At 61.8% G+C, this 21110-nt stretch carries 17 protein-coding genes; 4 read left to right on the forward strand and 13 right to left on the reverse strand.

The features are described 5' to 3' along the window. Positions 1 to 7: 7 nt before the first annotated feature. On the reverse strand, positions 8 to 2530 hold the full coding sequence (locus FHS49_RS07210; RefSeq protein WP_246350423.1) for a TonB-dependent receptor: 2523 nt from the start codon (positions 2528 to 2530) through the stop codon (positions 8 to 10). Between the two features lie 208 nt (positions 2531 to 2738). Here FHS49_RS07210 and FHS49_RS07215 point away from each other — a divergent pair, with 208 nt between their 5' ends. Continuing rightward, positions 2739 to 3395, forward strand: coding sequence for a GntR family transcriptional regulator (locus FHS49_RS07215; protein ID WP_184016793.1), 657 nt, complete (start codon positions 2739 to 2741; stop codon positions 3393 to 3395). Here the strand turns inward: FHS49_RS07215 and FHS49_RS07220 are convergent, their stop codons facing one another. Continuing rightward, the gene (locus tag FHS49_RS07220) at positions 3396 to 4604 is read right to left on the reverse strand and encodes a CaiB/BaiF CoA transferase family protein (protein ID WP_184016795.1); all 1209 of its coding nucleotides are present in this window, start codon (positions 4602 to 4604) and stop codon (positions 3396 to 3398) included. Beyond that, positions 4597 to 4755 carry a hypothetical protein gene (locus tag FHS49_RS07225; RefSeq protein WP_184016797.1) on the reverse strand — a complete coding sequence of 53 codons (159 nt, stop codon included), beginning with the start codon at positions 4753 to 4755 and terminating at the stop codon, positions 4597 to 4599. Before FHS49_RS07225 ends, FHS49_RS07220 begins: the two co-directional genes overlap by 8 nt. Positions 4756 to 4944: 189 nt before the next feature. Here FHS49_RS07225 and FHS49_RS07230 point away from each other — a divergent pair, with 189 nt between their 5' ends. From FHS49_RS07230 to FHS49_RS07240, 3 genes are all read left to right on the forward strand, one after another. After that, complete coding sequence (locus tag FHS49_RS07230; protein ID WP_343052939.1) at positions 4945 to 5268, forward strand: HU family DNA-binding protein; 324 nt, start codon at positions 4945 to 4947, stop codon at positions 5266 to 5268. A 136-nt stretch (positions 5269 to 5404) separates the two neighbouring features. Next, complete coding sequence (locus FHS49_RS07235) at positions 5405 to 6046, forward strand: glutathione S-transferase (protein WP_184016801.1); 642 nt, start codon at positions 5405 to 5407, stop codon at positions 6044 to 6046. Between the two features lie 251 nt (positions 6047 to 6297). Further along, the gene (locus tag FHS49_RS07240) at positions 6298 to 7107 is read left to right on the forward strand and encodes a TorF family putative porin (RefSeq protein WP_184016802.1); all 810 of its coding nucleotides are present in this window, start codon (positions 6298 to 6300) and stop codon (positions 7105 to 7107) included. 169 nt (positions 7108 to 7276) lie between these two features. Here the strand turns inward: FHS49_RS07240 and FHS49_RS07245 are convergent, their stop codons facing one another. The 10 genes from FHS49_RS07245 to FHS49_RS19830 all read right to left on the reverse strand — a co-directional run bounded on the left by FHS49_RS07245 (position 7277) and on the right by FHS49_RS19830 (position 21004). Continuing rightward, positions 7277 to 7984, reverse strand: coding sequence for a carbonic anhydrase (locus tag FHS49_RS07245; RefSeq protein ID WP_184016804.1), 708 nt, complete (start codon positions 7982 to 7984; stop codon positions 7277 to 7279). 99 nt (positions 7985 to 8083) lie between these two features. Beyond that, positions 8084 to 9340 (reverse strand): ATP-binding protein, encoded by a 1257-nt coding sequence (locus tag FHS49_RS07250; protein WP_184017405.1) that lies wholly within the window; start codon positions 9338 to 9340, stop codon positions 8084 to 8086. Positions 9341 to 9402: 62 nt separating this feature from the next. Then, complete coding sequence (locus tag FHS49_RS07255; RefSeq protein WP_184016806.1) at positions 9403 to 10113, reverse strand: response regulator; 711 nt, start codon at positions 10111 to 10113, stop codon at positions 9403 to 9405. Positions 10114 to 10376: 263 nt separating this feature from the next. Beyond that, positions 10377 to 11612, reverse strand: a complete 1236-nt coding sequence (locus tag FHS49_RS07260; protein WP_343052920.1) for a glycosyltransferase family 4 protein — start codon at positions 11610 to 11612, stop codon at positions 10377 to 10379. Between the two features lie 28 nt (positions 11613 to 11640). Next, positions 11641 to 12984, reverse strand: a complete 1344-nt coding sequence (locus tag FHS49_RS07265; RefSeq protein WP_184016808.1) for a TolC family outer membrane protein — start codon at positions 12982 to 12984, stop codon at positions 11641 to 11643. 25 nt (positions 12985 to 13009) lie between these two features. After that, on the reverse strand, positions 13010 to 14203 hold the full coding sequence (locus FHS49_RS07270) for a helix-turn-helix transcriptional regulator (RefSeq protein WP_184016810.1): 1194 nt from the start codon (positions 14201 to 14203) through the stop codon (positions 13010 to 13012). A 9-nt stretch (positions 14204 to 14212) separates the two neighbouring features. Next, on the reverse strand, positions 14213 to 15562 hold the full coding sequence (locus tag FHS49_RS07275; RefSeq protein WP_184016812.1) for an HlyD family type I secretion periplasmic adaptor subunit: 1350 nt from the start codon (positions 15560 to 15562) through the stop codon (positions 14213 to 14215). Continuing rightward, on the reverse strand, positions 15559 to 17316 hold the full coding sequence (locus FHS49_RS07280; protein WP_343052921.1) for a type I secretion system permease/ATPase: 1758 nt from the start codon (positions 17314 to 17316) through the stop codon (positions 15559 to 15561). Before FHS49_RS07280 ends, FHS49_RS07275 begins: the two co-directional genes overlap by 4 nt. Before the next feature lie 186 nt (positions 17317 to 17502). Next, positions 17503 to 18507, reverse strand: a complete 1005-nt coding sequence (locus FHS49_RS07285; protein ID WP_184016816.1) for a M23 family metallopeptidase — start codon at positions 18505 to 18507, stop codon at positions 17503 to 17505. Beyond that, positions 18485 to 21004: a calcium-binding protein gene (locus FHS49_RS19830; protein WP_184016818.1), complete on the reverse strand. Its 2520-nt coding sequence runs from the start codon at positions 21002 to 21004 to the stop codon at positions 18485 to 18487. Before FHS49_RS19830 ends, FHS49_RS07285 begins: the two co-directional genes overlap by 23 nt. Positions 21005 to 21110: the final 106 nt, after the last annotated feature.

Raw genomic sequence — 21110 nt, forward strand, 5'->3', positions numbered from 1 at the left:
GTTTCCGTCAGAATTTATAGCCGATCTCGACCCCGTAAAGCTGGCGCTGACCCGGCGAGATGAATGATCCGCCAAATTCAATCGCGGGGATCACTTCGTTCAGATATTTGCGGTTGAGGAAATTATTGGCGAACACACTGGCCTTCCAGCGTTCGCCTTCCAGCCCGAAGCGCAGATCGAGCACACCGAACGCTGCGCGCTTCGCGCGCGAATAATTGGCGTCGCCAAAGGATGCCGGCAGCGTGTTCAGGGCCGAAATCGGGATCAGCCCGCTGAACAAGGTGGGCCGGTCCTGATCCTGCACCGTGTGAAACCATGTCGGTCCGGTGATCCGATAGTCCGCGCGGAACAGCACGTTCAGACCATCCCTAATCGGCGCATCGATCTGCGTGCCCAGGTTGATCGTGTATTTCGCGGTGTAAGGCGATTCATTGCCCACCGTATAGGTGCGTGAACTGTTCTTCTTGATCTCTGAATCGGTATAATTGAACGCGCCATAGATGGACCAGCCATCGATGATCTTCGCATCCACATTCAGCTCGGCCCCCTTCAGATCGACCCGGTCGATATTGGATACCACGCGGAGCAGGCCGAAGCTGCCAACGAAGAATTCGAAGAACTGCATATCCGTGACGCGCGTATAATAGCCTGCCAGATTATAGGTGATCGGCCCTGCCCGTCCCTTGATGCCCGCTTCGAACGCGCTCGAACGCTCCTTGCGGAATTGGTCGCTGATCGCCACGTCGGCGTCGATCGCGGGAATGACCGGATTGTTGAAATTGGCGTCGACGATCGCCGCCGATCCCTGATTATTGAATCCGCCCGATTTGAATCCGACGCCCCAATTGGCGAAGAGATTGGTGCGCGGTGCCACTTCCAGCCGCATCGTCACCTTGGGCTGAAGCTGCTTGAACGTGCGCTTCTTGTCAGAAATCGGACCGAACGCCTGGCCCGGATTGATCGGGCCGCCGGTGAAGGGATCGGTCGCGACCGGGACGAGACTGTGCGCCTCGCGCGCCTCTATGTCATAGCGCAAAGCCAGCCCTGCTTCGAAGGCGGAGGTCGGCTTCCACTGGGCCGAGCCGAAAGCCGCATAGACATTGGTGCGGAAGCGATCGGCAAACAATTGCGATGTCGGGTTGGTCGAATCCGGCCCATTATAAAGCTGCTTGATCACGCCATTGCCCGTGTCCCCGCCCAGGCTGACGCCCACGGTGCGGTTGATGTGCAGGTAATAGCCGCCGAATTGCCAGGAAAACGGACCCTCGCCTTGCGACACCAGGCGGACTTCAGCGCTGATATCCTCCTGATTCCGCTGCTGGAACTGGGTGCCGTCGCAGGTGGTGGGCGAATACGCGCCAAAGGTCGAGCCATTGGCCGGCGCGAACAGGAAAGGCACCGGAATCTGGCCGATGCCCGCGGGCGGGTTGACCGGATAGCCCGTCAACGCCGCTGTCGATGCGAAACAGGCGTTCACCGTCGCCTGACCGCGCGGATCGACCGTGGAGATGTAGCGCGCAAAGTCCGCCGAGGTGCCGTCCGCCGTCAGATTGTTCTTGATGTTGCTGTAAAGCACATAAGCCGTCAGCGCCGCCGCCCCCAGATCCTGATCCAGCTTGATCGAGCCCTCGATCGTCTTTTGCGAATTGGTCGGCCGGATATTGGAATAATAGCCAAAGGGATGCGCGTTCACATCCTCGTTAAAGGCGGGGTTGACCAGGCCGAAGCTCGGCAATTGGAACGCCGAGTTGAAATTGATCGACGCACCGCTCAGCTCGCCATAGCGCCCCTTGATATCGATCCCGGTACCGGTCCCCAATTCGGCCATGATCCGGCCGTCGATATTCCAGACCTCCTGATCATCGACCGTCTTGCTGTCGAGAAAGCTGTTGCGGAAAAAGCCGTCGGTCGTCCGGTAATCGCCGGAAAGCACAAAGCCGATGCCCGGCGCGATCGGGCCGGAGATGAATCCGCTGGCCGCGATCGTATCCACATTGGCATAGCTCGCCTTCATCCCGCCTTCGAGCACATCGCCCGGTTTGGCCGTCTGCACCACGATCGCGCCCGCCGCGGCGTTGCGCCCATAGATCGCGCCTTGCGGGCCTTTGAGCACTTCGATCTGTCGGATCGTGCCCTGATCCTGATTGAGCGCGGCCGTGTTGGTCTTCAAGATGCCGTCCACCACCAGCGCCACGGAGCTTTCCGCATCGCGCGCGCCATTGATGCCGCGGATGTTGATCTGCGTGTCGCCGGCTTCCGCGGTGCCGGTCACCATCGTGACGCCGGGAGTGAGCTTCACGAAATCCTCGGCGCGATTGATGCTGGCCTTGTCGATCATGTCTGCCGAGAACGCCGTGATCGAGGCAGGCACGCTGGAGACGCTTTCATTCACGCGACGGGCGGTGATGACGATCTCGCCATTATCCTCCGCGTCGGTGGACGCGCCGTCGGCCTGTGCCGCCGCCGGCCCCGAAGCAAGCGCGAGCGCCGCAACGCTGCCGAGAAGAATGCCGGACATTCCGTAGGTCATATAAGTCCCCTTTATATGGATGCGCGGACCTGCCCCACGCATTGCAATCCGCCCGGATCATTTGGCGCCCCGGCATCGTCACTATGAGCAGCTTATTGTATACAGCGATCACGTCAAGCGTCGTCTCAAAGCCGATAGCGCGATCGCAAATCATCATATCGCATACATTTTTGTTCCAACTTCGCCCCGGCCGGGCTAACCCCGAACCATGTCCAAAGCCAGCGACCGCGCCTATGAGCAGATCAGGGCCAAAATCCTCAGCGGGGAATTCAGTCCCGGCAGCCAATTGAAGGAAGAGGAAGTCGCGGAAATCTGCGGCGTTTCACGCACCCCGGTTCGCGATGCGATGTCCCGGCTCGAAAATGAGATGTTCATCTATCGCACGGAGAGCCAGCGCTCGTTCGTGAGCGAATGGTCCGGCGGTGACGTGGAGGAAATTTTCACGCTGCGCACCATGCTCGAGCGTCACGCCTCCAGCCGCGCGGCGGAGCGCGCCAGCGAGGCGATGATCGCTAATCTGCGGGCGAACAATGCGGCAATCGCAGAGGCCATTCGCCAGCCAGTGCCCGATGTAGACGCCTTTCTACAGCTCAATCGCCTCTATCATGCCATGATCCTGGAAGCGGCGGCGTCCGATCGGCTGGCGATGATGCTCAACCGGCTCGTGCTGCAGCCGATCGTTCACCGCACGGCGCTGCGCTATGATCGCGCGCAGCTTGAACGCAGCCTGGCGGAGCATGAGGAAATCGTGGCCGCCATCGCGCGGCGCGATCCCGATTGGGCGGGCGCGGTGATGACCTCGCACATCCGCCGCGCCTATCATGTCTACATGAATCAGAACGGGATCACGCCCGAAGGCTTCTGATCAGATCACTTGCCGCGCGGCGAGCGCCGCGAGATCGTCGGGTCCAAGGCCCAGCATTTCGCCATAGACCGCTGCATTGTCCTGCCCCACGGATTGCGGCGCAATGGACCGGATCGCGCCCGGCGTTTTGGAGAGCTTTGGAAACACATCCTGCATCTTCAGCCCCTCCCAGCGCGGGTGCGGCACATCGACCAGCGCTTCGCGCGCCGCGAAATGGGGATCGTCGAGCATATCTTGCGCACGGTAGATGCGGCCCGCCGGAATGCCGTGTGCCAGCATCTTGGCCTCCACCTCTTCCACGCTCAGCGCTGCGGTCCAGCGCCCGATCAGATCGTCCAGCGCCTTCTGGTTCGCGCCCCGCGCCACATGCGTCGCATAGCGCTCGTCCGCGGCCAGTTCAGGACAGTCCATCGCCTCGCACAGACGCCCGAACACCGTATCCTGATTGGCACCGATCAGATAATCGCCGTCAGCACAGCGATAGACGTTGGACGGTGCGATCCCCGGCAATACCGAGCCCGATCGCTCGCGCACATAACCGGACATCACATATTCGGGGACCAGGCTTTCCATCACCTGGAGCACGCTTTCATAAAGCGAACTATCCACAACCTGCCCCTCGCCGGTCAGATCGCGGTGCCGCAACGCCGCCAATGCCCCCATGCAGCCATAGGTGGCGGCCAGGCTGTCGCCGATGGAAACGCCCATCCGGCTCGGTGCGCGATCGGGATCGCCCACGATATGGCGCCATCCGCCCATCGCTTCGCCAATGCCGCCGAAACCGGCGCGGCCGGAATAAGGGCCGGTCTGCCCATAGCCCGACACCCGCACGATGATCAGTCCCGGATTTTCGGCGTGCAGTGCCGCGGGGGAAAGCCCCCATTTCTCCAGCGTGCCCGGCCGGAAATTCTCGATCAGGATATCCGCCTTGGCGATCAGCCTGCGTGCCAGATCCTGCCCCTCGGCTACGCGCAGATTGGCGGAGACGCAGCGCTTGTTGCGTGAAACCACCTCCCACCACAGATGATAATCGCCCCGGCCCCAGTCGCGCATCGGGTCACCTTTGCCGGGTGCCTCGATCTTGATCACGTCCGCGCCCATGTCCCCGAGAAGCTGCCCGCAGAACGGTCCGGCGATAAGCTGCCCCATCTCCACCACGCGTAAGCCCTTGAGCGCGCCCTTATTCTCCACGGCAGCCCGATCAGTCATACGCCAAATCCGATGCCGTCAGGGCGGTCAGCGCAAATACGACGGCGATCCGGTGGCGCAGAGCCCCAATGTATACATCGCCGGCCTGCTCGTGCCAAAATATGCCCTTGGGCTGGCTGGAAGCCTCCGCCTTTACATCGACGCGCTGCATCTTCACTCCGCGATCCTATCGTTGAACACCTTGCTAATTCCGAACTGCCGGAAGCTCAAGTCAAATTTGTATACATAAATAGGCGAAAGAGAGCGGTCAGGCCGCGACCTGCCGGTAAAATGCCCAAACGAAGCGGCTGAAACCTAATCCGGAATGACGCTTGACGATTGACCCCGGCCAAACGCTCTCATAAATGCCCGGCCTGCCCGTTTTTCGGGCGCTGACACGGAGAATCACATGAACACGACTGACCTCGCCGACAAGATTTCGACCGCCCATGGCCTGACCAAGGCTGATGCCAAGAAGGTCGTGGACTCCGTCTTCGCCGCAATCGGCGATGCTGCAGCGTCCGGCGAAGAAATCTCGCTGCCTGGTTTCGGCAAGTTCAAGGTCAAGGACAGCCCCGCTCGCGAAGGCCGCAATCCTTCGACCGGTGCGACAATCCAGATCGCGGCATCGCGCAAGCTGGGCTTCGCAGCCGCCAAGACGCTCAAGGACAAGCTGAACGGCTAATCCTCTACGGCCCATGGATGGCGCGGCTCCGGTTGCGCCATCCATGACCGGATCCCGATCGACCCTTTATCCGGCGTCGCGCCATGATTGCGGCTGCGCCTTTCTCCAGACGCCTGCGCTGCACTAGGATCTGCCGATGAGCGATCCCGCCCTGCTCTACAGTTTCAGGCGCTGCCCCTATGCCATGCGCGCACGGATGGCACTGATCGTCAGCGGCCAGCCCTGCATTGTCCGCGAGATCGTCCTGCGCGACAAACCTGCAGAAATGATCGCAGCCTCAGCCAAGGCCACCGTGCCGGTCCTGTGTCTGCCAGACGGCACTGTCATCGACCAAAGCCTCGACATCATGCGCTGGGCGCTCGGTCGCCACGATCCGGAGGCATGGCTGGGCCAGGGTGGCGATGACCTGATCGCCGAGAATGATGGCGCGTTCAAATATCATCTGGACCGCTATAAATATCCCGAGCGCCACGCCAGCGATCCGGTCGCGCACCGCGACGCAGGGTTGGCGATCCTGAGCAACCTCGAAATGCGGCTGGCCAAAAGCGCTCATCTTTGCGGCGAAAACCGCTCCCTGGCCGATCTCGCGATCATGCCCTTCGTCCGCCAATTCGCCGCCACCGACAAGGGCTGGTTCGATGCCCAAAGCATCCCGCGGCTACGTGACTGGCTGACGCGGCACACGGATTCGCCGCTCTTTCAGCAAACCATGCGCCGTCTGACTCCGTGGCAGCATGGAGATGCAGAGACGTGGCTCGTCTGCGAAGCGACGTCGTAGACATGTAAAGACACATTTGAGAAATACAAAAATACAATCAGGAAACCATTCAGACCAGAACTGTATCTCTGACAGCACTATGCCGGCGCATATTGGCACTACAGCCGATTCAGCGCTGTTCACCTTTGAAATCCGCCCATATCCGCAACGGATCGAGACTGATTGTCGCACCGGTCGTTGTTTAACGATCGAGAGGCGTGACGGTCTGGATGCAGGGGAACGTTTGAAAATCAGCCAAAAGGGGCGAATTCATGCGTTACCACACTCTATGTGCACTCATTGCAGCGTCCATATCGAGCGCTGCAGCGGCTCAGGACGAACCAGCCGGCCCCATCACCGTATCCGGCAGCGTCGCGCTCGTCTCGGACTACCGTTTCCGTGGCGTCTCGCAGACGGACGAGGAAATGGCGATCCAGGGCGGATTCACCGTCAATCATGAAAGCGGCTTCTATGTCGGCACCTGGGGTTCCAACCTTTCGGGCTGGGGCACCTTCGGCGGTGCCAATATGGAACTGGACATCTATGGCGGTTTCAAAATTCCCGTCGGCGGCGGCGCGCTCGATGTCGGCCTGACCTGGTATATGTATCCGGGCGGCTTCTCCAACACCGATTTCGCAGAGCCTTATGCCAAGCTCAGCGGCACCATGGGGCCGGTTTCCCTGCTCGCCGGCGTCGCTTATGCGCCCAAGCAAGAAGCGCTCGGCAATTTCTCCAACACGCCGCAGAGCGCCGGACAGAGCGAGGATAACCTCTATCTCTGGGGCGATGCCTCCACCGGCATTCCCAATACTCCGCTCACGCTGAAGGCCCATATCGGCTATTCGGAAGGCAATCCCGGTCTTGGCCCCAATGGCACCAGCCTGGCGCCGACCGGCGAGTATATGGATTGGATGCTGGGTGCAGACGTTGCCGTCGGCCCGCTGGTGGTCGGCGTCGCCTATACCGATACGGACATCAGCAAGTCTGAATCGGCTTATCTCCAGCCGAACTTCTCATCCACCAAGGATGGGTCAACCATTGCCGGCAGCCAGGTCGTGTTCTCCGTCTCGGCCGCATTCTGATAAAAAGCCGGGCCGTGGATGTGATCCACGGCCCGGCCCGCACGCTCTCCCGGGAAAGACGGCCTGTGCAAACACACCGTCTTTCCTCTTTTTTGCATTACGCCGCAGTCACCATGCGCTGCAGACGCCTGCCCAATATCGCGCTCATGCTCCTGTGCTTCAGCGGCATTTATTCTGCCGCCTCAAGAGCGAGCGGGGCCAGCTTGATATCGGCCGCCAGGCGCTTCGCGGCGGGCAAGGCTACCGGCAATGGCATATCCGGGTTCAACTGCACGAAGCGTCCCGCTTCACCATCGAGAACCAGGATCGTCCCTGCGTGAATATCGACGAACCAGCCGTGCAACGCGATTTCGCCGCGTGCGACGCCAGCCGCCACTGAAGGATGAGTCCGCAGATGCGCGAGCTGGGCGACGATGTTCTCCATCGCCATCATGCGCACGCGCTCGCCCTCATGCGATTCAGGATAGCTTTCGCTGACCACCCGATAGGCCGCGTGCGAATGCCTCAGCCAGGCGGATACATTGGGCATGTTTTCCAGCGTCTCCGGGTGCATCAGCGCGTTCATCGCGCCGCAATCGGAATGGCCGCACACGATGATGTCCCGCACGCCCAGCGCCGCGACGGCATATTCCACCGTCGAAGAAACCCCGCCATTCGCAGTAGAAAAAGGTGGCACGATATTCCCCGCATTGCGGCAGACGAACAGATCGCCGGGTGCCGCCTGCATGATCTGTTCGGGGACGATGCGGGAGTCGGCGCACGATATCATCAGCGCCTTGGGCTGCTGGCCATCGGTGGTGAGTTTTTCGTAAAGAGCGCTCTGGTTTGGAAAAACCTGCTTTTCGAAATCGAATACGCGGCCAATAAGCTCGTTCATGTTACAGCACTCCTTGCCCATGGACTGGGATTAAAGGTCATCCCCTGTGCCGTGATTTAGGAGACCGCATTTGCTGCGATGCAGCGGCCCTGTAAAAAATTATTGCTGGATTTCGGGGCGCGGCAATGTGATCCGAGCGCGCAATCCGCCCTCTGCACGATTGGCGAGATGAAGCGCCCCGCCCTCGCGTTTCACCATTTGCGACACGATCGCCAGACCCAGCCCGAGCCCGCCGGTATTGCGGCTACGCGCAGCATCAAGCCGGGTGAAAGGCCGCAGCGCGCGTTCGATCGCATCCTCTGGAATGCCCGGGCCGTCGTCGTCCACGTTAAGAACCACGGTCTCTGCCAGGGCTTCGAGCGATACCGTGACCGTCTGTCCATAATGCAGCGCGTTTTCGACCAGATTGGACAGGGCGCGCTTGAAGCCATTGGGGCGGACGATCATTTCCAGATGATCCGGGCCGATATAGCGCCCATCCCGGCCCCGATCGGCGATGTCGTCTATGATCGTGGCCGCAATCACGGCTATATCGACGCTGACGGGTGTTTCGGGATCATCTTCGCCCGAGAGATAGGCGAGCACCGAGGCGATCATCGTGCCCATCTCGTCTATATCGGCAGCGGCCTGCCGCCGCACCACGGGGTCGGCGATCGCCTCCGTCCTGAGTTGGAGCCGCGCCAGCGGCGTGCGCAGATCATGCCCTACTGCGGCCAGCGCCTCGGTGCGATCGGCGATCATCGCCCGAATCTGCTCCTGCATCTTGTTGAAGGCGCGGATCAAGCCGCGCACCTCCTTTGCGCCCGATTCCTTCAGCACTGTGGTGTCGCCGCGCCCGATGCGCTGAACCGCAGCGGCGAGCGCTTCCAGCGGGCGCAGGGTCAGGCGGACCAGCAACCCGCCGACTGCGACCAAGGCTATGGCGGGGACCAGCGCCAGCACGATCCAGTTGAGGCGCAACCCCCATCCCGTGGACAGGCCGACCATCTTGAAATGAAGCCATGTGCCATCGGGCAACAAAAGCCCGCCCCCCACGACGTCATGCTTGCCCGGTGCATTCAGATGCAGCCGCAGATCCGTTTTCGCCAGGCTGGGCTCCCAGCTTGTGATCTGCTGCTGCATGGCATGAAGTTCGGCGGATAGCGGCGGTGGTGGCGGCAGCGTTTGCTTCCAGCGGATCACATAGCGGTCTGTCGACACATATTCCGCCATGCCGCCGCGATCGCGCCACGCCTGTTCGCCCACCAGCCGCCGTGCGATGACGAGATGTTCAGCGAGCCGGTGCGCTTCTTCTTCGCGCACGGAAAAGCCGCTGGCGCGCTCGTATAACAGCGCGCTCGCGGCGAATTCGACCATGACGGCCAGAAGCACGATGCCGATGATGCGCCCGACCAGGCCAAGCGACGGCCGCGCCCAGCTCAACCCTGAACAACCTCGACGTTGAGCATATAGCCGATGCCGCGCACCGTGATGATCGGAGCGTCCCGGCCCTCCCAGGCCAGCTTGCGACGCAGGCGGCTGACGAGCACATCGATGCTGCGATCGGAAGAATCGCCGATGCGCGCGCGGGAGAGTTCGATCAGGCGTTCACGCGCGATCACGCGCTGCGGATGGCTGAGGAAACTGGCCAGAAGATCGAATTCAGCGCCGGTCAGCGTGACGACGCCGCCGCTGGGCGAGAGCAATTCCCGCCGCGAATAATTGACCGTCCAGCCATCGAAGCGCGCCTGCTGCACGGGTGTGCCGCCGCTGCGCGCTTCCAGGCCGCCCCGACGCAACACGGCGCGGATGCGGGCGATCAATTCGCGGCTGCTGAAAGGCTTGGCCAGATAATCGTCCGCGCCGAGTTCGAGGCCGACCACGCGGTCCGTCTCGCTCGCCTTGGCGCTAATGAAGATGATCGGCACATCGCTTTTGCGCCGGATCAAACGGCACAGATCGATGCCGCTGGTGCCGGGCAACATGATATCGAGCAGGATGAGGTCCACCGGGCCGGCATCGAACGTCGCCCACATTTCGGCGGCTGTCGCCGCGGGACGGACGGAATATCCATTTTCCTGCAAGGCGCGCGTGGTGAGGGTGCGCAGCGGTGGATCGTCCTCGACCAGAAGAATGGAGGGAGCGCTCACGAAATCGGGATACAGCTTGGATGAATGATCATGCTGCGCCCGCTAACTAATTTTCTACGGCAAAATGTCAACATGCAATGACCGATCGACGGATAGAACAGCGGAAACATGAGGCAGACATATTAAGATACAATTCGGAAATGTTACGCATACAAAACAATATGAGAGATTAGGCAAAATGGCGTGATATGGCAATTTGTCCGTTACTTGGGATCCATTGCGGAAAACGGAAAAAAATCAAACAATATTATGGTTTCGCAGCATCATGCGGACGATCGCCCTATTTCATTTCCAACGGGATAGAATTTATTTATCAATAACTTCCACTGGCCCAGGCACTTTTCAAGGCCATAGCCTGCCACGATCGTCTGGATTGCCGCCGCGCGGATATCCGTAAGCCCCTCGCCGCCCAGAACCGCCACCGCTTTATCCGCCACCGCCTTGGCATCGAAGAAATCCACCAGAAACCCGTTCTCGCCGTGGGTGATGAACTCGCGCACCGGCCCGGTATCCGAACCGATCACGATAGCCCCCATCGCCATCGCCTCGACGCAGGACCAGCTCAGGACGAAGGGATAGGTGAGATAGACATGCGCGGCGGAGACGCTCAGCAGATCGAGATAGCGGTCATAGGGCAGCTTTCCCACGAAGTGCACGCGCGCCGGATCGATGGTCACTTCGGCCAGCATCGCGGCCCGCCAATGGGGGAAATCGGCCGGCTTGGCCCCATAACTGACATCGTCACCCCCCACGATCACGACATCCGCATCCGGTCGCTCACGCTGGATATGCGGGATTGCCCGCATCATCGTGCGAAAGCCGCGATATGGCTCCAGATTGCGCGCCACATAGGTGAGCACAGGATCACCGCGCTTGAGAATGCGCCCGTCCGGCAGTGTAAATCGGGCGTGCGGCCGCGGCTTTACGATATCCAGGTCGATACCATCGAAAATGACGTCGATCTTGTCGTGAAACACCGCGCTGTGCGTATCCTTTTGCCAGCGGGTCGGGCTGACGGCCGCATCACAGCTTTCGATGCTTGTCAGCAGATGGCTGTTGCGGATGCGCGTGCGGCAGATCGTGTCCAGCGTATTGGGCTCTTCCAGATCAAAGCCGACGTCCAGCCCGTGACTGCGATAGAAGAATTCGGAAAACAGGATCAGCGGAGCATCCGGCAGGATATCCTTGATGAACAGCGCCTCGCCCCAGCCGGGATGGGCGATGATCAGATCGGGGGTGAAACCGGTCTTGCGAAGCTGCTGGATCGCGCGCGCCGTCTGCTGCCCATGGCGCACCGCATCTTCAAGCCGGCGCAGATAATGATGCCCGCCGCCGCCCGGCGGCTTGGGCTTGGCATAGGTGAAGGTCTCCACCCCCGGCAGCGCGCGCCGCACATTCTGGGTAAGGAACATCACGCGATTGCCCGGATCGGCCGCCAGCATCGGCGCCAGATGTTTGAACTGCGCTGGCATATTCTGGTGGATGAAGAGGATGTTCACGCGGAGGGGGCCGCGTCAGAATGGCGGTTCAAGGGCTGAACCCGAACCAGCGATCCGACACGTCTTCGTAATGCGCCTTGGGATCATAGGTTTTCACAGCCAAGCCGAGATCCTTCGCCGTTGCCATGCCCGTCACCGCAAGGACATCGAAATTGGCGAGATATTCGCGGTGCTGCGCATTCACATATTCGATCCGTGCATCCTTCAATTCGCGCTCCGCATCCAGCACTTCAAGCGTGGTGCGCGAACCGACGAGCGCTTCACGGCGCACCCCGGCCACCGCCACCTCATTGGCCTTGATCACATCCAGATATGCCGCCTGCGCCTTCCGCGCGGAAACCAGACGATCCCATGCCACGCTGACATCGGCGCTCACCGCGCGGGTGGCCTCCTCAATCTCCCGCTGACGCAATTCGCGCACATGCTTCGCACGGCGCACGGCGGCATGTTCGGCCCCGCCCTGATAGAGCGGCACGGTCAGCACAAGCTGGAAGGTCGCCAGATCCTGATTGATCTTGCGATTGAGGATCTGGACGATCTCGTCGCGGTGATTGACGCTGGCGCTGGCGTCAAGCGACGGCAGCAGCGCGCCCTTGGCCACTTTCACCTGAAACCCCGCCGCCTTGGCCGCAAACTCCGCCTGACGGACGCGGGGACTGTTTTTCCAAGCGATCAGGATCGCATCGTCGCGCGAGGCCGGCAAGGCGGGCAGCGGCGGCAGGCTGGCCAGATCATCCGCCTCTTGCCCCACCAGATTGCGATAACGCGCGCGCGCTTCGGCCAGCCGCTGATCGGAGGTCGTGATGGTCGCGAGAATGCCGGAGAGCCGGGCATCAGCCTGGGACACATCGGTCTTCGTCCGCTCTCCCAAATCGAGCCGTCTCTGCTCGCCATTGCGGATGGTCTGCAGGATATCGATCATCGCGGTGTTCAGCGTCAAGATTTCGCGATCGCGCCGCACCGCCGAATAGGCCTCGGTGACGCCGGAGAAGATATCGATCTCGCTCTGGACCAGCGACTCACGCCCGGCGTCCACATTGGCATCGGCCGCGCGGATGTTGTTCTGCACGCGAAAACCGCGGAACAGGGGTTGCGTCAGCCGCAGCCCGACGATCCCGCCGGTGCCGCGCACATCGATATCGCTCCGGGTGAGGCTGGCCTCGCCGATCAGGCTTGGTCGTCCGGCGGACCGCGCGGAAGACACGTCCTCATCAAGCACCTTCAGGCCTTCCCGATCCGCCTGCAAGGTCGGGTTGGTTTCATAAGCCAGCACCATCGCGTCTTTCAGGGAAGTCTGCGCCCATGCCGATGACACGCACAGCCATGTCAATGCCATCGCGCAGCCAAGGGCACCCAAGGTCCGGTCCATCATGCTTTCCCCTCCAAAGGCCTGATTTTCAGAAATTCGTCATTTGATGCGCGTCGGTTGGTCGCGGCATACCGCCTCTGAGCGGCGGCATCATGGACGCGACCAACATGCCGAGTTCGAGCTGGCTGCTGATGCCCAGTTTCGCATAGATGCGCTTGAGATAGGTCTTGGCGCTCTGCTCGGTAATGCCCACGCGCGCGGCCGCGGCGGCGGACGATCCGTCCGCGATCAGCGCCCCCACCAGCCGTGCCTCCGAAGGGATCAGCCCGAAGGCGGAGATCAGCTTGCTCGCCATTTCGGACGTATCATGCTGCGGCACGATCACGAGCACCGCGCGATTGCCCTCAAGCCCGTGCCGCCCCGCGACCGCGCGTAGCACGACCAGATCATCATCCTCTCCCGATCGCGGGAGTAGCAGGAATGAATCCGCATTGCCCGTCACTTCCGGATCGGTGCGGCTGACCTTGGCGATCTCCTCACGCAGCATCTGTGTTTTCGTCTGGGTGGACGATGCCAGCATATTGCCGCCGTTGCGGACCAGGAAATTACGCTGCGCCAGCACGAGTTCAGCGCGGTAATTCGTCCAGAACACCCGTGCCTCGTTATTCACCAGGATGAACGCCGGCGCCAGTTCGTCCATCATGCCTTCAAGGATCCGCATCCGGCGTTCCCGGCGGATGGTCGCGACATGGCTCCCCGCGCATTGGGCCAGCACGCGGAGCGCCAGCCGCAACCGCCGCCGGTCGATCGCATCCTTCTCGGTGGTCTTGCGCCAGCCGATCAGCATCCAGAAAACGCCCTCATTGGGCACGTCGATCCGCCCGGCGGCGAGCGCGGACAGATGCTTGAGCCATGGCAGATTGGCGACTTCGGCCACTTCGGTCGGATCGACCATGATGAGATCGCCGCCATCGCGATCCATCTCCACCAGATTATCGAGCCAGCCGCGCAACGCTTCGATATCGATGAAGGTCAGATCGGACTGGCTGCACCCTGACGATAGCACGGTGCCGCGGCGCACCGCGCCCGATACGGTGAGCACCCCGATACAGCTATCGCCGCCGGAAAGATCGACCGCCGCCTTCCAGGAATCGGATAGCGGGCTGGCTTCGACGCGCACCTGCCAATTATCGCGCGCGCCCGCGCCGGGGGGCTGTTGCCTCACCGCATGGCGGCGTTCGCCGGAAACAATTGTGGCGTCGACTGGTGGATTCTCGCTCATCGATCGTCCTTAAAATTCGCGGAAGGATCGACGGAAACTGTCGACGAGCGGCTGGAACAAATAACTGAAGAGCGATCGCTTCCCGAGCACGACATAGACCTCGGCCGGCATTCCGGAGAGCAGCGTCACATCCAGCTTTTTCAACAGCGCGGGATCGTCAATCTCCACTTCGATCGCATAATAAGGCGGATCGCCATTCTCCGGCGTGATCGCATCGCCGGACACCGCGATCACCTTGCCTTGGAGCATTGGCACGGTGCGCCCGCTATAGGGCAAAAGGCGGACCTCGGTGGTCAGGCCCGTCGTCACATTCTCGATATCGATCGGTCGCACCCGCGCCACGATGATGAACTGCTGCCGGTTCGGCACAACATCGAGGATCGGCTGGCCCGGCGCGACGACGCCGCCGATGGTGGTAAAGCGCAGACCCACCACCTGCCCATCGGCGGGCGAGGAAATCGTGCGGCGATCGGCGACATCCGTCGTCGCCTTCATCTTCTCGCGCACCGCCGTGAGCTGCAATTGCACATCGCGCAGCTTCTGGGTCACTTCGTCACGCCGTTCGCTGCCAAGCGCGCCCATGCGGGCATTGGCTTCGGACATCGCCCGGCGCGCGGTCAGCACCTGCGCAGTCAGGCTGCCGATCTGCCCCTCCACCGCATTCACATTGCGCTGCAATTCGAGCAGCCGCGAACGGCGCTCAAGCTGCTCATCCACAAGCTGACGGACCGTTTCCACTTCACCGCGCAACAGCGCGAGCTGGGATTGCTGCGCAGCAATTTGCGCCTGCAGGCCGCCGATCGACGATTGCGCCTGCGATGATGTTTCACGCAATATCTGCATCTGGCTGCCCAGCGCCATGCGCCGGCTTTCAAGAATCGCGCGCTGGCTGGAGATGATCTCCGTTGCCCGCCCGCCGGCTTCCTTGCGCAATTCTTCGGGAAATTCGACAAAGGCCGAACCGCTCAATTCGGATTGCAGACGACGTTCTTCGGCCAGCAGCGTCAGATATTCGGAGCGGGAAGACACCGCCGCCGCGCCCGACTGGATCGTATCCAGCCTGACCAGCGGCTGGCCTTTGCGCACCTTATCGTTCTCGCTGACCAGAATCTCCTGGACGATGCCGCCCTCCAGATGCTGCACGGTGCGCCGGCGTCCCTCCACTTGCACGACGCCCGATGCGATCGCGGCCTTGCTGAGCGGCGCGATCAGCCCCCAGATGACGAACACGAGGATGAAGGCCAGCAGCGCATAACCCGCGATGCGCAGCGGACGGGCGATGCCGGGCACGGGGCCGTCGTCAAGCAGGTCCGCCGCGTCATAAGGCTGAACCTCCTGGGTGAGAAGAAGCTGGCTCATGCGACTTCCTTCTCATTGTCATCGTCGCCGGCATCGGCGCTTTCAAGCGCGGGCGAATCAGCGGCGGGTTCGGATGGCCCGTCGGGTCTGGGGATCGGCACGCGCGCGGGCATCACGCCGGTGCGCATCGCCTCGCGCACCATATCGGTGGGGCCGAACATCTTGATCGCGCCACTTTCCAGCACGAGCAGCTTATCCATCTGCGAAATGATCGTTTGGCGATGGGTCACGATAATCGCGGTGACACGCGCCTCTTTCAGGCGCTCCAGCGCGAGGCGCAGCGCATTCTCGCCCCTGACATCCAGATTCGAATTGGGCTCGTCCAGAATGACATAGCGCGGCCGGCCAAACAGCGCACGGGCCAGCCCCACCTGCTGCCTTTGCCCGCCGGACAGCAGCGTGCCACCCTCCCCGATTTCGGTGTCATAAGCGTCAGGCAGAGACAGGATCATGCTGTGGCACCCTGCCATGCGTGCCGCCCGGATGATCTCGCTATCCTCGCAGGCGGTGAACCGCGCGATATTCTCCGCGACCGTCCCACTGAACAGTTCGACATCCTGCGGCAGATAACCAACATATTTACCGAATTCAGCGCGGTTCCATTTGGAGACGTCCACGCCGTCCAGCCGCACCACGCCGCTCTGTGGCCGCAATATGCCCAGCAGCGCGCGTGAGAGCGTCGTCTTGCCCGAAGCCGCCGGGCCGACGATCGCCAGATGCTCGCCCGCCGGCAGCGCGAAATCCACGTTGCGCAATATCGGCATGGGATGGCCGGGCAAAAGCAGCGTCAACCGCTCGACGGTCAGGGCACCGCGCGGCGCTGGCAGTTCGGTCTGGGTGGAGCGAAGCTGCGGCAGCGCGAAGAAGCGCTTCATACGGCTGTAATTTTCACGCACCATCAACAGGGATCGCCAATGCACAAGCACGGCCTCCACCGGGGCCAGCAGGCGACTGACGATGATCGATCCCGCCATCATCGCGCCGCCAGTCATTTCGTTGCTGAGCACCAGCCCGGCCGCCGCAGCATAAAGCACCACCTGGATGAGCGCGCGGATCAGTCGCGTGCCGCTCATGATCGCAGCGGAACGGCGCTGGATCTTCTCCTGCAGATCGAGTTCGCGGCTCAGGCCGAATGACCAGCGGCTCGCCACCTGGGGAGCCATGCCAAGGCTGTCGATCACTTCGGCATTGCGCATGATCGCGTCGCTATCGCGCATCGCCACGGCGGAAAGCCCGGCGGCATTGCGGATATCCTTTCCGTTCAAACGCTCGTTCAAAAGCGTCATCGAAAACAGGATAATCGCGCCGATCAAGGCAATAAATCCAATAATCGGATGAACCAGGAAAGCAACAATCAAGTAAATTGGCATCCATGGAAGATCTAGGAGTGATGGAACCCCCGGACCGGAAATAAAAGCGCGAACCTGCGAAAGGTCTCTGAGCAATTCGGATCGCAGATTTCCTTCGACGAGCCGCCGTTCGATCGAGCGCACAAGAATATCGGGAGCGAGCCGCCGGGCCGCCCAATCGGCCAGCCGGCCGAGGATGAGGCTTCGGATTCCGTCCAGCGCGGCCGCCGTCGCCAGCGCCAGCGCCGCCGCGATCGAGAGAAACACCAATGTGTCGGTGCTCCGGCTTGACAGCACACGGTCAAAAACCTGCATGATATAAAGGGATAAGGTAATACCGAGTATATTGATGACGCCGGAAAGGGCGAGCATCAACCAGGCATATCTCCTAATCTGACCGGTCACCCTCTCCAAAAGGGTGCCGACCTTCTGGCCGTCACTTTGCAACTCAACTATCCTTCCCCGGATTAGAAAGTTGATTTCTGTGCGACCAGATTTTGGAATCAGATTGGATACACGGGGCTTGCCCCAGCAAGGGGATATGAAACCAATCGACGTCCGGAGTCAATCAGTATTTAAAAAATCATTAACTTATTGCAGCTTTATTACAGACTTTGCGGAGCCTACTATTTTTCCGTTTCTTATCAACGTGTAATGGCCCTCAACGAGACCGGTTTTCCAGCCATCGGCCGGGCGGCGCATACCGGCGAAACCCACCCAGTCCAGCCCCCCTCCCGCGACTCGCTCGCGACGGTCGAGCAGACGTTCCCCGTCAGGGACGCTGATGACGAAATGCTGTTCATCCCCCTCGCGCGCGCCCGTTGCCACACCCCATAGGATCAGGCTGGGCGGATCGGCAAACTCATGTTTTGCTGCCAGCGCGTGCCGCATTCCAAGTGCAGCATTGCGGTCCGTGGCGAAACCGGCGCTCAGCACATCAGCCTCTCGATAGGCCAGCCGCATTCGCGCGTCAGCGCTCCAGAGGGATGCTGCGCCGAGCGTGCACCCCGTCGACGTTCCGTAAGAAAATGGATCGACCGAAACGCCATCCCGGCGCACCGCGAAATGGAGGTGGGGGAACTCCGCATTGCCGGACATGCCGATCGCCCCGAGTCTGGCCCCGGCAGCGACCCGATCGCCGGGCGATACCGTGACGCTGCCCTGTTTCAAATGGCTATATTGCGTCACCCAGCCACTGCCATGGTCAACGACCACCGCATTACCGGCCAGGCGATCGCCCATGCCAGCCCCGCCAGTGATGCGGACATTGGCATCGGCAACACCGTCCCGCGTGCGGAGCACGATGCCGTCCGCCGCCGCCACCACCGGAATATTGCGCACCATGTCCGGCGTGCGGCGCAAGCGGATGTCCAGCCCGTCATGCCCGTCAGTCGTCAGCATTCCGCAGCGATAATCCTGCCGTTCCGGCCCAGGAGCGCGATCGTAATATTTCTGGATGCTGCACAGGGTCGCCATATCGCACGTCACCGGCAGCAAGAGCGTCGGGATCGCCGCATTGGGTGCGCCCATCGCCATCGCCAGCGGCGCGGCGGCGAGCCCACCGATCAGGCGCCTAGGTGAATATGACCATGTCATAGCCAGCCGAACCCTGGCTCAGCGCATTGAGATCCTCGATGCTGTCGATCCCCATCGCGGCAAAACCACCACCGCCCATGGATGCAAGCGTGATCGACGTATCGCCGAAGACGAGGTGAATATCGACGCCGTCGTCGACGATGCGGAGTTGCTCGATATCGAACGTCACCGGATCATTGATCCTGATCTCGATCTGATCGCGCGCCGCGAGGCTGAAATCGGCGATGATGTCATGCCCGGCCTCGTCGAAGTCGAACGCGAAGACATCGCGGCCCTGGCCACCCGTTAGCGTATCATCGCCCGCATTGCCCTCCAGCCGATCGTCTCCGCTTTCACCATGCAGCGCGTCGTCGCCGCCATCGCCATAAAGCGTGTCGTCACCCGATCCACCATACAGGCCGTCGTTGCCATCACCGCCCTCAAGGCCGTCACCGCCATCGCCGCCTTCCAGCAAATCTTCGCCGTCGTCGCCCATCAACCAATCATGTCCTTCGTCGCCGATCAGATCATCATCATCTCCGCCGCCATAGAGATCGTCATCGCCAAGGCCACCGACAAGGGTGTCCCTGTTCAAACCGCCCAGCAGCGTATCATGTCCATCCTGCCCGAAAAGAATGTCCAAACCGTTTCCGCCGGTCAGAATATCATCGCCCGCGCCGCCGCCGATCAGATCGTTGCCGATACCGCCGTCGATATCGTCATCGCCCATGCTGCCGTCCAGCGTATCATTCCCGTCCCCGCCAAACAGCCGATCGTCGCCGTCCCCGCCCGAAAGCCAGTCATCGCCGGTGCCCCCGAAAAGGAGATCCTGCCCGGTGCCGCCATCCAGCGTGTCGTCACCCGCGCCGCCATCGATCCAGTCGTCATCCTCATAACCGCCAAGCCAATCATCCCCGCTGCCGCCGATCAGACTGTCAAAGCCGTCGGCACCCACCAGAATGTCATCGCCCTCGCCGCCGTCGATCGTGTCGTCATCCGCGCCGCCCTGAAGATAATCCCCCCCGGCGCCGCCCTGCAGCAGATCGGCACCGGCGTCGCCACGCAGATCGTCGCTGCCCGCCCCGCCCGTGAGCGTGTCACCGCCGATGCCGCCGTCGATCCGGTCCATACCATCGCCGCCATCCAACACATCGGCCCCTGCGCCACCAAACAGGGAATCGTCGCCATCATCGCCGCTTAGCTGATCATCGCCATCGTCCCCGCGCAACGCATCGCTGCCCAGTCCGCCCAAGATCGTGTCGTCACCACGCCCGCCGAAAACGCGATCATTGTCGGCCCCGCCCAGAATCCGGTCATCACCATCTTCGCCATGGATCTCGTCATCGCCATTCTCACCCAGCACCAGATCATTGCCCGCGCCACCGAGCACAATATCATTCCCCGTCCCGGCATGGATCGCATCATGGCCCTCATCGCCCGCAATGCCGTCGTCACCCGACCCGCCACGGATCACATCGTCGCCCGCACCGCCCGCAAGCGTGTCGTTTCCGCCGCCGCCCCAGATCAGATCCTGCCCCGCGCCGCCCGCGATCCAGTCCTTCTCGTCGCCAGCCAGATCAGCGCCCGCGGGCGTATCCGGCGGTCCATCCGCCATATCGTCGCCGATCAGCGTATCATCGCCCTCCCCGCCTTCGATCCAATCGCCATCGCCACCCAAGCCACCCGAATAGCCGATGATCAGATCCGCCCCTTCATCGCCTTCCAGCCGGTTGCGCTCCTCCTGGCCGAGGATGATGTCATCTCCCCCGCCACCGCGCGCATTGTCGGGCATTCCGCCCAACGCCAGATCGAGCCGTTCCGCCCTTTCGGTGCCGATGATCTGCGCGCCCTGGATGATAACGCCCGATCCCAGCACCGGCGCGGGAATATCGGGAGTATGCCCTGGTTCATTGCGGGGACGACCCGAGCCGCCGCGCCCGCCACCACCGGGAACTTCGGGCTCGGGATCCTGTGGATCGGGATCCTCTTCACCCGGATCGACCGGATCAGGGTCTTCGGGATCGGGATCCTCCTCGCCTGGATCGACCGGATCGGGGTCTTCAGGATCGGGATCCTCTTCGCCCGGGTCGACCGGATCGGGATCTTCAGGATCGGGATCCTCTTCGCCCGGATCGACCGGATCGGGATCTTCAGGATCGGGATCCTCTTCGCCCGGATCGACCGGATCGGGATCTGCGGGATCGGGATCCTCCTCGCCCGGATCGACCGGATCGGGATCTTCAGGATCGGGATCCTCTTCGCCCGGATCGACCGGATCGGGGTCTGCGGGATCAGGATCCTCTTCGCCCGGATCGACCGGATCGGGGTCTGCGGGATCGGGATCCTGATCATCCGGATCCTCCGGAAACAGATCGTCATCGCCCTTATTGCCGCGCATCGAGGTGTCGAGTTGGAACACAGGACGTGGTGGGGCGACGGGCATCACGGTGGATGCACCGCCACGCAGAGACCCCGGTTCGGGCGGGCGAAGACTCATCATCGCAAAATTGTCCCCCATGCGGACTCTCCAAGGGCGGAGCGATCCTCATCAGGGAACATGTGCAATAAATGCTGCGCAATATGCCCCCATGTGGGGACACGTCAGCACGCGATGATCGGTTTCC

Origin of the sequence: Sphingobium boeckii (genome assembly GCF_014199215.1) — a bacterium.
Classification (GTDB): Bacteria; Pseudomonadota; Alphaproteobacteria; order Sphingomonadales; family Sphingomonadaceae; genus Sphingobium_A; species Sphingobium_A boeckii.